Annotated in this window: 11 protein-coding genes; all 11 read right to left on the bottom strand. The window is 39.7% G+C overall.

What is annotated here, in order from left to right; genetic code table 11:
• On the bottom strand, positions 1–3,483 hold the full coding sequence (dnaE, locus tag AACL31_RS03225) for a DNA polymerase III subunit alpha (protein WP_310511281.1): 3,483 nt from the start codon (positions 3,481–3,483) through the stop codon (positions 1–3).
• Between the two features lie 4 nt (positions 3,484–3,487).
• The gene (gene rnhB, locus AACL31_RS03220; RefSeq protein ID WP_290605887.1) at positions 3,488–4,090 is read right to left on the bottom strand and encodes a ribonuclease HII; all 603 of its coding nucleotides are present in this window, start codon (positions 4,088–4,090) and stop codon (positions 3,488–3,490) included.
• Positions 4,087–5,235, bottom strand: a complete 1,149-nt coding sequence (gene lpxB, locus AACL31_RS03215; protein WP_310511296.1) for a lipid-A-disaccharide synthase — start codon at positions 5,233–5,235, stop codon at positions 4,087–4,089. Before lpxB ends, rnhB begins: the two co-directional genes overlap by 4 nt.
• A 49-nt stretch (positions 5,236–5,284) precedes the next feature.
• Positions 5,285–6,082: an acyl-ACP--UDP-N-acetylglucosamine O-acyltransferase gene (gene lpxA / locus AACL31_RS03210; RefSeq protein ID WP_310511280.1), complete on the bottom strand. Its 798-nt coding sequence runs from the start codon at positions 6,080–6,082 to the stop codon at positions 5,285–5,287.
• 14 nt (positions 6,083–6,096) lie between these two features.
• Positions 6,097–6,549: a 3-hydroxyacyl-ACP dehydratase FabZ gene (fabZ, locus tag AACL31_RS03205; protein ID WP_032115732.1), complete on the bottom strand. Its 453-nt coding sequence runs from the start codon at positions 6,547–6,549 to the stop codon at positions 6,097–6,099.
• A 113-nt stretch (positions 6,550–6,662) separates the two neighbouring features.
• Complete coding sequence (gene lpxD, locus AACL31_RS03200; RefSeq protein WP_310511279.1) at positions 6,663–7,691, bottom strand: UDP-3-O-(3-hydroxymyristoyl)glucosamine N-acyltransferase; 1,029 nt, start codon at positions 7,689–7,691, stop codon at positions 6,663–6,665.
• A gap of 3 nt (positions 7,692–7,694) precedes the next feature.
• Positions 7,695–8,186 (bottom strand): OmpH family outer membrane protein, encoded by a 492-nt coding sequence (locus AACL31_RS03195; protein ID WP_032115730.1) that lies wholly within the window; start codon positions 8,184–8,186, stop codon positions 7,695–7,697.
• A gap of 60 nt (positions 8,187–8,246) precedes the next feature.
• Positions 8,247–10,655 (bottom strand): outer membrane protein assembly factor BamA, encoded by a 2,409-nt coding sequence (bamA, locus tag AACL31_RS03190; RefSeq protein ID WP_310511278.1) that lies wholly within the window; start codon positions 10,653–10,655, stop codon positions 8,247–8,249.
• A 33-nt stretch (positions 10,656–10,688) separates the two neighbouring features.
• Positions 10,689–12,044: a sigma E protease regulator RseP gene (gene rseP / locus AACL31_RS03185; RefSeq protein ID WP_310511295.1), complete on the bottom strand. Its 1,356-nt coding sequence runs from the start codon at positions 12,042–12,044 to the stop codon at positions 10,689–10,691.
• Between the two features lie 5 nt (positions 12,045–12,049).
• The gene (cdsA, locus tag AACL31_RS03180) at positions 12,050–12,910 is read right to left on the bottom strand and encodes a phosphatidate cytidylyltransferase (protein WP_310511277.1); all 861 of its coding nucleotides are present in this window, start codon (positions 12,908–12,910) and stop codon (positions 12,050–12,052) included.
• Positions 12,911–12,919: 9 nt separating this feature from the next.
• Positions 12,920–13,675, bottom strand: coding sequence for a polyprenyl diphosphate synthase (uppS, locus tag AACL31_RS03175; protein WP_310511276.1), 756 nt, complete (start codon positions 13,673–13,675; stop codon positions 12,920–12,922).
• Positions 13,676–13,876: the final 201 nt, after the last annotated feature.

The raw sequence follows: 13,876 nt of genomic DNA, 5'->3' as shown, positions 1-13,876 counted from the left end.
TTAGTCAAATTCTAATTCTACCTGCTGATTACCTAGCAGAGTTCGCAGCTCAGTCAAAAGATTATCGGTCGGAGTAACCCGCCAAGTGACGCCTAATTTTAATTTAGCGCGAGCGTCTTTCTTCTGATAATAAAGATGAACCGGTATTGTTCCTGAACGATAAGGTTCCAATGTGCTACGAAGACGGTTTAATAATTGGTCATCAATTTGTCTATCTGTCAATGAAATAGCAATACCTCTAGCATATTTCTCACGAGCTTCACTAAGATCCATCAGTTCACGAACAGACATTTTATTACCACCATTGAAATCATCAAAGCTGACCTGACCTGTGGCAATTAATATTTTATCTTTCTCAAGTAGATGCTGATACTTTTCTAACGCATCTGAAAATAACATTATATCCAAGCGTCCAGAGCGATCATCCAAAGTACATATACCTATTCTGTTGCCACGTTTAGTGGTTACTACTTTAGCGGTCAGCGCTAAACCAACCACCGTTGACATCTGTCCTCGAGGCGTTGGATTCACATCCTTTAATCTTAATCCACTAGTATAACGTTCAATTTCAGACAAATAAGCGGTAATAGGATGGCCCGTTAAATAGAGACCCAATGTTTCGCGTTCACCTTCTAATATAAGCTGTTCAGGCCATTTAGCTACACTAGCATAAGATTGTTCAACCTGCTCAGGCGCTTCAGCTAATACGCCAAACATATCAGTTTGTCCAATTGCTTCAGCTTTAGCGTGTTGATCTGCCGCTTTTAAGGCATCTTCTAATGAAGACATTAATGCAGCACGGTGCGGACCTAAATGATCAAAAGCACCGGACATAATCAATTTTTCCATCACGCGACGATTAAGCTTTTTAGTATCAACCCGTGCACAAAGATCAAAAATTTCTTTAAAATAACCACCTTTTTGACGTGATTCAATAATAGCTTCTATTGGGCCTTCACCAACACCTTTTATGGCGCCAATGCCATAAACAATTTCACCGCTATCATTGACATGAAAATGATATAATCCACTGTTGATATCCGGTGGCAATACTTTCAACCCCATACGCCAACATTCATCAACTAAACCAACCACTTTCTCGGTATTATCCATATCCGCTGTCATCACTGCTGCCATAAACTCAGCCGGATAATGTGTTTTTAACCAAAGGGTCTGGTATGAAACTAAGGCATAAGCAGCAGAATGTGATTTATTAAATCCGTAACCGGCAAATTTTTCTACCAGGTCAAAGATTTTCATGCCTAACTCACCGTCAATACCATTTTTAACCGCCCCTGCCTCAAAAACTGAGCGCTGTTGTGCCATTTCTTCAGGCTTTTTCTTACCCATCGCCCGACGGAGCATATCTGCTCCCCCTAGCGTATAACCAGCAAGCACCTGAGCAATCTGCATAACTTGTTCTTGATAAAGAATGATACCGTAAGTAGGCTCTAAAACCGGTTGTAATGATTCATGCTGCCATTGAACATCAGGATAAGAGATGGCTTCTCGTCCATGCTTACGATCAATAAAATTATCCACCATCCCTGACTGTAATGGGCCGGGACGAAAAAGTGCAACCAGAGCAATCATATCTTCAAAGCAATCAGGGCGTAATCGCTTAATCAAGTCTTTCATACCCCGAGATTCCAGTTGGAATACCGCTGTCGTTTCGGCCCGTTGCAATAGTTCAAAACATTTTTGATCATCGAGAGGGATGGTCGCGATATCGATGGGGGCTAAATTTTGTTTTGCCCGACGTTGATTAATCATATCTAACGCCCAACTAATAATTGTCAAAGTCCTTAGACCAAGAAAATCAAATTTTACCAGCCCGGCGTATTCAACATCATTTTTATCAAATTGGGTAAGCGGATTTTGTCCTTCAGGATCACAATAAAGGGGGGCAAAATCTGTTATTTTGGTCGGCGCAATAACTACTCCACCCGCATGTTTACCTGCATTACGTGTCACACCTTCAAGTTTGCGCGCCATGTCTATTAATGCTTTAACTTCTTCATCAGCATCATAAATTTCTTGCAACTGTGGTTCTACAACGAATGCTTTTTCAAGCGTCATACCGGGATCCGGCGGAACTAATTTGGCGATACGATCAACAAATCCATACGGATGCCCCAGTACCCGACCAACATCTCGAATAACCGCTTTTGCGGCCATGGTACCAAAAGTAATAATTTGTGAGACAGCATCACGACCATACATTTGCGCCACATGTTCAATGACCTGATCGCGTTTTTCCATACAAAAATCAACATCAAAGTCAGGCATGGAAACACGCTCAGGATTAAGAAAACGCTCAAATAGCAGATCAAATTGAAGCGGATCCAAGTCCGTAATTTTTAATGCATAAGCGACTAATGAGCCTGCGCCTGATCCTCGTCCCGGGCCTACCGGAATAGCGTTATCTTTTGACCATTGAATAAATTCCATTACGATCAGAAAATAACCAGGAAATCCCATCTGATTAATCACTCGTAACTCGATATCTAAACGTTGATCATATTCAACCCGTCGCTCAGCTCTCTCCTTCTCGTCGGGATAAAGAAATTGTAAACGCTCTTCTAACCCGGCTTTTGCACATTTGATCAGGAAATCTTCCGTTACCATATCGCCGGTCGGGAATTGCGGCAAAAAATATTCGCCTAAACGCATCATTACATTACAGCGCTTAGCAATTTCGACACTATTTTCCAACGCCTCAGGAATGTCGGCAAATAACTCAACCATTTCCTGTTCACTGCGTAGATATTGCTGAGGACTATAATTTTTTGGTTTTTTCGGATCAGCGAGTGTAAAACCATCATGGATCGCGACCCGTATTTCATGGGCAGCAAAATCATCGCTATTAATAAAGCGTACATTATTCGTGGCAACGACTGGCGCACCTTTTTGTGCAGCCAATTCGACTGCGGCATGCAAATAACTCTCTTCATCAGGCCGTCCAGTTCTGGCAATTTCTAGATAATAGTTATCTGGGAAATGGGTTTGATAAAAATCCAAACATTGTTCAACTAGTTGCTGATTTCCGCGCAACAGAAATTTACCCACATCTCCCATGCAGCCACCAGAGAGTAATAATAGTCCCTCTTTATGGGTTACTAGCCAGTCTCGTTTGATAGTTGGTCCGATCGCGCCATAGCCTTTTTGATAGGCTGCGGAAATAAGCAGGGTTAGATTATGGTAACCTTTATTATCCCTGGCCAGGATAGTCAAATGGGCAACTTCATCGCCGAGTAATTCACTTTCTAGATAAAAATCTGCACCAATAATTGGCTTCACTCCGGCAGAATGTGCCGCGCCATAAAATTTTATTAAACCATAAAGATTGGTAAAATCGGTTATTGCCAATGCAGGCATACCTAATTCTGCCACTCGATTAACGAGTGGATTAATTTTTGCTAATCCATCAATAATGGAATAGTCACTATGTACGCGTAAGTGTATAAAACGTGGTTCGGCCATTTTCTTAGCTATACTCTTTGCAACTCAGTACTCGGCGAACAGGCGCAAAACTTTTGCGATGAAACTGTGTTGCACCATGCTGAGCCAGTTTTTCTAAATGAAATGCCGTTGGGTAGCCTTTATGTTGAGCAAAACCATATTCTGGATAAAGGATATCTAACTCGCGCATTTCCCTATCTCGGGTCACTTTCGCTAATATTGACGCGGCACTAATTTCCTGCACCAAACTATCACCTTTAATAATCGCCTGAGAAGGTACAGCAAAGCCTGGGCTCTTATTGCCATCGACCAAAACAAAATCAGGCATAGTGGTAAGTGCCGCCACTGCCCTGCGCATGGCTAAAAAAGTTGCCTGCAATATGTTGATTTTATCAATCTCTTCAGGCTCTGCACGCCCAATGCTCCAACACAATGCTTTGTTTTGAATTTCAATATAAAGTGCATTACGCCGCTTTTCGGTTAATTTTTTTGAATCCGCCAATCCTATTATTGGCTGTTTGGGATCTAAAATCACGGCGGCTGTCACTACTGCTCCAACTAAAGGTCCTCGACCAACCTCATCAACACCCGCAATAAATTTTGCTTTAGGATAAATAAAATTATTCATTTTATACTTAGCTCCAAGACAGCCTCTGCCGCTTGTTGATCAGCATGACAACGGATACTTTCATGTAGTTGCAAGAAGGTTTGTTTTAGCTGCTCAACCTTTTTTTCGTCGATTAGTAAAGACTTAAGTGAGCCAGATAATTGTTCTGGTTGACAATCTTGCTGAATATATTCTTTAACCAATTCTTCGCCCGCCAATAAATTAGGCAATGAAATAAAAGGGGTTTTAACCAAACGTTTAGCTAGCCAATAAGTCACTGATTTCATTCGATATCCAACTACCATCGGACATTTTGCTAACATACATTCTAATGAAGCTGTTCCCGAAGCTAATAAAGTTACATCGGCTGCGATCATAGCTATCCGCGCTTGGCCATCTAAAATTTTCAGTGGTAAGGTTGGCGAAATCTCACGATAAATCGCTTCAAACTGCTGCCGGCGCTGTTGATTGACGATAGGAACTAAGATTTGCAAATGAGGAAAGTCTTTTAGCAAAATTTGGGCTGCGTGCAAAAAGTCTGCACTTAACATTTCAACTTCGGCCCGACGGCTACCCGGCAAAATGGCCAAACACTTAGCATCATGGGCTATATTTAGTTGTGCTCTGGCAGCCTGTTTATCAGGCTGTAGCGGTATGATATCAGCCATCGTATGACCGATAAAACGGCAGGGAATGTTGTAACGATCATAAAACCTTTTTTCGAAGGGTAACAAAGCAAGCACCAGGTCGGTCGCCTCCTCTATCTTGAAAACACGATCTTGTCTCCACGCCCAAACAGAAGGACTGACGTAATGAATGGTTTTGACCCCTGTTTGCTTTAATTTTCGCTCAAGGGTAATATTAAAGTCAGGCGCATCTATGCCAACAAATACATCAGGTCGCAATTTAGTGAAACGTTTAGTTAGGTCAGCTCGAATTTTTAATAATCGCGCTAGTCGACCCAAAACTTCAACAATCCCCATCACAGCAAGCTCTTCCATTTCATACCAGGCTTCACAGCCCTCAGCTTGCATTAATGGGCCTGCGACACCGACAAAACGCGCATTAGGGACTTGCTGTTTTAGCGCACGAATAAGACCTGCACCAAGTATGTCGCCTGATGTTTCTCCTGCAACGAGACCAATAGTCAAAGGTCGTTGTTGAATTGCAACTTGATGACTATTCGCCAAAGATTTCTCCTATTCAGGTTGCTTGTTAACGAATAATCCCGCGGTTAGATTGCGCTGAATTTTCTAAAAAATCACTCAGTATTTTTACCTGTTGATTTTTTTCACCTAGAACGACCAATTCTTGTCTGGCCTCATCTAGCGTTTTACCACATCGGTAAAGGATTTTATACGCATTCCTAATCGCATGTAGTGATTCTTTATCAAAGCCACGACGTTTTAAACCTTCAATATTCACACCATAAGGAGTCGCATGATTACCTTGCGCAATGACATAAGGCGGAACATCTTGGGCAACACCAGAGCAGCCACCAACCATAACATGAGCACCAATTTGGCAAAATTGATGCACCGCACTCATACCACCAATGATGGCATAATCATCTAGTTTAACATGTCCACCAAGCGTACCGTTATTAGCAATTATACAATAATTGCCTAGCAAACAATCATGGGCTATATGGGTATTTACCATCAATAGATTATCATTACCTATTTTGGTTAAACCTCCGCCTTGTAGGGTTCCACGGTGAATGGTACAACTCTCCCTAATACGATTGCGATCACCAATCTCAACTCGAGTTGGTTCTCCTTGGTATTTTAGATCCTGATTAATTTCACCTATCGTGACAAACTGAAATATCTGGTTATTACAACCAATTTTAGTATTGCCATTGACAACCACATGAGATTTCAGTGTGGTATCTGCACCAATTTCAACCTGAGAACCAATATAGCAAAACGGGCCTATGTGGACATTTGCACCGATAATCGCGCCCTCTTCAATAATAGAAGAGGGATGAATAATCGCTGTTTTATTAATCATATCAGCCCTCATTTTTACGCTTCTTGGCTGCGAGCACACATCATTGTCGCTTCACAAACAACTTTTTCATCCACTTTTGCAATACCTTTAAAACGCGTCAAACCACGCTTAGTTTTAACAAACGTTACCTCAAAAATCATCTGATCACCAGGTTGCACCGGATGTTTAAATCTTGCTTCGTCAATACCAGCAAAATAATAAAGTTCGCCAGGCTCTAATTTTCCCACACTCTTGAAAGCTAAAATACCAGCCGCCTGAGCCATTGCCTCAAGAATTAATACCCCCGGAAATATTGGTTTACCCGGAAAATGACCTTGAAAGAAAGGTTCATTAAAAGAGACATTTTTTACTGCTCGTAAAAATTTACCTTCTTCAAAATCCAATACACGATCAACTAACAAAAAAGGATAGCGATGGGGTAACAAACCTAAAATTTCTTCTATATCCAGAGTATGTTTATCACTCATAGAAAAGACTCTTCTTGTTTAAATTTAAAAAATTATATATTAATAATGCGGCCTGCTTTAACCCTCAATAAGGTAATCTGCAGGCTGCAATTAACAAATCTACACAGCAGTATTTAGTTATCTTTACTAAATACCTTACGTTCTAGTGCCTTCATACGCTTAGCCATTTCATTAATATTCATGACTAAAGCGGCTGTTTTTCGCCAAACCTTATTTGGCTGTAATGGGATGCCAGAAGAGTATATTCCCGGCTCACTAATTGGACGTATTACCATTCCCATTCCGGTTATAGTAACTTTATCACAAATTTCCATATGTCCATTAATCACGCTGGCACCACCAATCATACAATATTGGCCTATTTTCAGGCTACCGGCCATAATAACACCACCAGCAATAGCACTATGATCACCGATAATCACATTGTGAGCAATCTGACATTGGTTATCAATGATAACCCCATTACCAATTATTGTATTCTCTAGTGCACCGCGGTCAATGGTGGTACAAGCACCAATTTCAACATTATTTCCAATAATAACTGTACCTAATTGAGGTATTTTTATCCATTGGCCTTTTTCATTTGCATAGCCAAAACCATCTGAACCAATAACTGTTCCAGATTGGATAAGACACTGTTCACCTATCTCGACATTATGATAGACAGAAACATTTGCCCATAAACGCGTAAACTGACCGATCTTGACATTTTTACCAATAAAGCAACCTGCGCCAATAATAACCTGATTACCTAATGTCGCCCCTGACTCAATAACGGCATTAGCGCCAATGGCAACATCTTCGCCGAGCTTAACATCTTCCGCAATAACCGCTGAAGGATGGATATTTTGTGCAGGTTTTGGCGTGGTATCCAAAATTTGAGCTAATCGAGCATAGGCAAGATAAGGATCTTTAACCACTAATGCGGCTATTTTACTCTCGGCTAGATCCTCTTGCTTTAATACCACAGCAGCAGCTTTGCATTTTGCCAATTGCGTTAGGTAACGGCTATCCGATAAAAAAGTAATTTGCCCTTCCTTCGCTAAATGCATAGGCGCAATAGCGGTAATGGTAATATTACCATCACCATGTAGCTGCGCGTCCAATTGCTGGGCTAAATCAGCTAATCGAATAGAAACCATCTATTATTTAACCTTCTTAATAACCAGATCGGTAATATTTTTCAGGCTAGAACTGTTTTCCGGATAGAGAACTGCATTTACGTCAACAACCACGTCGTAACGCTCTTTTTCTGCAACCGCTTTAGTTGCCGTCTTTATCGTTTGCAATATTTTATTGCGCTCTTCTTGCTGACGACGTTGGTTATCTTGTTCAAATTGCTGTGCTTTTTGAAGAAAATCTTTCCGCTTAGCCTCAAACGCTTGAAGATCTTTTTCATTAGGCTTAGCGGCGCTTTTTTGCAATTTTTCTGCCCGAGCCTGTAAATCTTTTTCCATATTTTGCAACTCATTAGCGCGTCCTTTGAACTCTTTTTCAAGTTGCTTAGTTACCGCTTTACTGGTTGCTATGTTCTGAAAAACTTCACCGACGTTAATAACGGCAACTTTCTCTGCATAAGCACTGGCAGATACAGATAAAATCAAACCTAAACCTGCTGCACACAACAATTTTTTCACACTAAACTCCTTATCTCTTATGATCTGACCACAAGCGAATCGATGAATTGAATTGACGTTTTACCACGTCCTACCAATATTAAACTGAAACTCTTCAGATTTGTCACCTTCATAATCTTTTATTGGCTTGGCATAAGAAAAGACCAGCGGACCAAGTGGTGATATCCATTGTAATGCAATCCCTGTCGAAACTCGAATATTGGATGCCTTACCATAGTCAGGCATTCCTGCTCTCCAGCTTGCGGGGGTGTTACTCCAATTCGAATCCCAAACAGTACCCGCATCAATAAAGAAAGAAGTTCTGATCGAATTAGCATACTTTTCATCAATAAACGGGGTTGGCGTAATTAACTCCAAGGACGCTGTTGCCATTGCATTGCCGCCAACAGCATCCGTTGAGGGACTACCCGATTTTGGGTTGATTTCCCCAGTTGTTTTATCTTTTTCAAGATAAATTGCTTTAGGGCCGATATTATTGGAACGAAAACCACGTACCGTACCAGCACCACCAGCATAAAAGTTTTCATAAAATGGTAATTCTTTTCCACCAAAACCATTACCATAACCTAACTGTGCCCGGCCTAATAATACCCATTTGTTATCCTCATCAATGGGATAATATTGCGATGTATCAAACCGAATCTTATAGTATTGATTATTAGAACCGGGAATGGTGATTTTACTATTTAATGAAGTTTTATTGCCCGCTGTCGGGAAGAAACCACGATCTAGGTTATTATAAGTCCAACCTAAATTAAGGGTAAAATCATTAGCATTATAGCGCGCTTTATCATCAAAATTAGGATTTTCGCCCATACTTTGTAAATAACGCCACATTCCAACTTGAGCTTTCATATCAGACAGGGAGTTATGAACAAAACCTGCCCCAATTCGAAACGCATTATTTTCATTAAAAGGAAAACTCAAGGTACTATCAACACCATAAGTTTTATTATTATAGCGTGAAAGATCGGCATCCTTGGCACTAAAATCATTATAGAATAATCGGCCACCCAAGCGGACACCATTAACGGTAAAATAAGGATCGGTTAATGATAATTCCGCATAAGTCGAATAATCATTCTTGCTTGCACTAATACCAACAGCATTACCAGTACCAAGCCAGTTTTCTTGTTGAACACCGACTTGGAAACTGATACCACTTTCAGTACCAAAACCAATGCCGAAGTTCATCGAGCCGGTATTACGTTCTTTAACTTTATAGACCACATCAACTTGATCAGGTGTGCCAGGTACACGTTGCGTTTCAACGTCAACGGTTTCGAAAAAACCGGTCCGATTTAATCGTTCTTTGCCTAGGTTAACCAAATCATTGCCTAACCAAGCGCCTTCCATCTGACGCATCTCACGACGTAAAACAGAATCTTTACTAACATCATTGCCGCCAAAACGGATTTGGCGAACATAAAAACGGCTACCTGCATCAACATTCACATGCAGTTTAACGGTTTTATCTTCATCATTGATTTCAGGTTGGGTAATAACACGAGGATAAGCATAACTATAACGACCCAGGAGATCCTTAATTTTGTTCTCCATGTTAGTAACTTCAGTACCATTATAAAGCGAAGAAGGTTTGATGGTGATTAATTGGTTGATTTCATCATAATGGCCAGCAGTTTCGCCATTTAATTCAACGCCGGATATGGTATATTTATCGCCTTCTGTCACATTGATAGTGACATAAATACCTTTCTTATCAGGTGTCAGACTAACATTGGTTGAGTCGATATTAAATTTGGCATAACCTCGGTCGAGATAAAAACTGCGTAGGGTTTCTAAATCACCTGCCAGTTTTTGTTTCTGATATTTTTGATCAGCAATAAAATTCCACCAGGGTACATCATCACGTAATTGAAAACGATTTACCAATTCACCCGTGGTAAATGCTTTATTACCGACGATATTAATCTGTTGGATCTTAGCTGAAACGCCTTCAGAAAAGATTAATTTTAAGTCAACACGATTACGCGGTAGCGGTGTGACTACTGCTTTAACTGTCGCATTATACTTACCAACACTGTAATAAAAATCTTCCAGACCCTTTTCGATATTCGCCAGTTTTGTGCGATCAAGGGCTTCACCAACGCGAATATTGGAAGCCTCAAGATTTTGCTTTAATAAATCGTCTTTAACCGACTTATTACCAGAGAATGTAATGCTTGCAATAGTTGGCCGCTCTTTTACTTGAACTATAAGCGTATTTCCATCACGCAAAACTCTAACATCTTCGAAATTACCCGTTGAAAATAGCGCTCGAATAGTACGACCTATATCGTCATTATTAATCGTATCTCCTACCCGAACAGGCATATTCAATAGTGCTGCACCAACGGCGACGCGTTGAAGACCTTCAAAATGAATATCTTGAACTACAAACCCGTCTGAACCGTATGCAGTGGCGCTGCCAAATAGCAGCGATGCTATGAGCAACTTTTTCATCGCCATTGTTGTTATGAGTATTCCTAACTAGTCTCTCTCTTAAAGACGAGAGAAATCATTGAAAAGTGCAAGCCCCATTAATAATATTAATGCAATAGCACCAATACGATAGCTGAAGTCTTGTACACGCTCAGACACTGGTTTTCCTTTAATCTTTTCGATTAACAAGAAAAGTAAGTGCCCACCATCTAATACAGGCAAAGGAAACAGGTTAATGATCCCTAAATTGACACTAATTAATGCAATAAACATCAGATAATACACTAACCCAGACTCAGCGGAAATGCCGGCTCCTTTTGCAATAGAAACAGGCCCACTAAGATTATTGAGTTTAATATCACCAGTGACCAATTTACCTATCATGCTAACTGTCAACTTCATCAACTGCCAAGTTTTATCCGTTGCCTGGTACAACGCATAAAACGGACCATATTGCTGAGTGATTTTATACTCATCTGCAAGTGGTATTACTGATAATTCAAGCCCGGCAAATCCAATTTGCCGCCCTTTAGCTATCGTTTTTACTTCTGGTGTTAACGTTAATTGCTGCTGTTCACCTTGTCTTTCGATCGTCAATAACAATGGAATATTAGGACTTTGCCGAACAAAATAGGTGAATGGATGCCAAACATCTATTATCTGATCACCCACTTTTACAATTCTGTCTCCTACTTGTAAACCTGATAATGCCGCCGCTGAGCCAGGTTGAATATTACGCACAATGGGATCTTGCCTGGCACTAACTGGCATAATTCCCAAAGATAAAACCGGATCCTGAGTTTCTGGATCAAAATGCCATTCCCGCAAATCAATCACTTTTTTTATCGGCGTTGAATTTCCAATAGGTAAAACCTTCATGCTTAATTCTTCATCACCAATTTTACTAATTAAGGCGAGACGAACTGCATTCCAGTCAGGGGTTTCGATACCATCTATTGATTTTAGTTCCATACCTGGTGAAATATTTGCTTGCTCAGCAATCGAGTTTGACTGAATATCTTCAATGACTGGGCGCACGGAAGGGATACCAATAATGAAAACTAACCAATAAACAAATATTGCCAATAAAAAATTGGCTATTGGCCCTGCACTAATCACTGCAGCACGTTGTTCTACTGTTTTATTATTAAAAGCAAAGTGGCGACGCTCTGGTGCTACAGCGGCTACTCGCTCATCTAGCATTTTAACATAGCCACCTAACGGGATCAGGGCGATAACAAATTCTGTACCATGACGATCGACTTCACGCCATAACGCTTTGCCAAAACCAATGGAGAAACGCTCAACATAAATACCACAGCGCCTAGCCACCCAGAAATGGCCAAATTCATGTACGATAATTAGCACACCTAATGCAATAATAAATGCCGCTAAACTCCAAACAAATCCCATGATATACCTTAAAAACTAAAAAATAACAATGTCAATCCTGCAAAAACAGGTATAGCCGCGGTCAAACTATCGATTCTATCTAATACGCCACCATGTCCTGGAATTAAATGACTACTATCTTTGATGCCAGCCTGACGTTTAAACATACTTTCCGTTAAATCACCAAAAACAGAAATAATTACAACAATAACAGAACAAAATAGTAAATTCTTGGATATTAATAAAACAGGAACAAATAAACTAAATAGCCAGGCTATAACACCTGCTGTCAGCATTCCACCGAGCATACCTTCCAAGGTTTTACCAGGAGAAACCTTCGCCGCCAATTTATGTTTACCAAATAAATGTCCAAAAAAATAAGCGCCACTATCTGCACTCCAAACTAATAGCATGACATAAAGCACCCACCAAGCACCGATAAAATTGTCAATATGATAATCGACGCTTTTTAACACCAACATGCCACAGTAAAAAGGTAAAATGGTTAAAACACCAAACAAAATTTTTAATATTACTGACTGAGACCAGAATCGAGCAGAAGTAGGAAAAGTGACAACCAATATTATCGCAACTAACCACCAAACTAACCCAGCCGATAAAATATAAATAATCAAAGGCTCTGTTGTTAATTGACTGAGATCCTGAAATGACAATTGTAAACCCAATAAACAAATACCAAATAAAACAGCAGATATAATTCGTTTAATCTGCACTGTCCAACCAATAAATTGGCTCCATTCCCAAGCAGCTAACGAGCAAATAACAATGATAACATAACCAAACAAGTTAGGAGGTAAGAAAAAAAGTGCCGCGATAACTAATGGAATAAGTATGATAGCTGTTATGATACGAGCATTTAAGTTTAGCAAAAGAGTCCCCTATTCTTCATTGATATCATCAGGCTCAGTGTTACCAAAACGTCGTTCACGCTGATTAAAAGCCACAATTGCACTTTTGAAAGCTTCCTCATCAAAATCCGGCCAGAGCACATCGGTAAAATAAAATTCAGCATAAGCAATCTGCCATAAAAGAAAATTACTGATGCGATATTCTCTCCCAGTTCTAATAACTAAATCAACGGTTGGTTGATCATGTAGACTAATAAATTCATTTACCGTATCTTCGTTAATATTTTCTGGTAATAATGAACCCGCTTTAATTTTCTCTGCAATAAGTCCCATTGCATGGGTAATATCCCAACGACCACCATAATTAGCGGCAATATTGAGTTGTAATCCGGTATTATTTGCGGTTAAGTCAACCGCGTGTTTGATACGATTTTGTAATTTAGTTTTAAATCGGCTGATATCGCCAATAATCGTTAATTTAACATTATGAATATTTAAATTTTTAACTTCATCATCCAGAAACCAAGTAAAAAGTTCCATCAGAGCACTAACCTCAGTTTCTGGTCGATTCCAATTTTCACTACTAAACGCATAGAGCGTTAAAGACTGAATCTCATTTTCAACAGCAAATTTAACCGCTTTTTGTACCGCTACTGTTCCTGCTCGATGCCCTTTAATTCTTAACTTTCCATGTTGCTTCGCCCAGCGTCCATTACCATCCATAATAATAGCAACATGCCTCGGAATTCGTTGCTGTGAGCTATCATTATCATACATAAGTTTCATGCCAAAAAAGTTCCTTTACTATAAGCTAACATAACTATTGCGCTTAATTATTTTGGATAATAAAAATAAAATTACTTAAGATGAATCAAAAAATTTCCATATTTACTAATAAGTTAATAGTTAGCTTTTTATTCATTTTTGATATCCTTAACCCATTATAATTTTATAAAAATTTAATCTGAGATAAATATAGAAACATTT

Origin of the sequence: Arsenophonus endosymbiont of Crataerina pallida (assembly GCF_964020125.1) — a bacterium.
Lineage (GTDB): Bacteria > Pseudomonadota > Gammaproteobacteria > Enterobacterales > Enterobacteriaceae > Arsenophonus > Arsenophonus nilaparvatae.
This window is presented reverse-complemented; position numbering and strand designations above follow the sequence as displayed.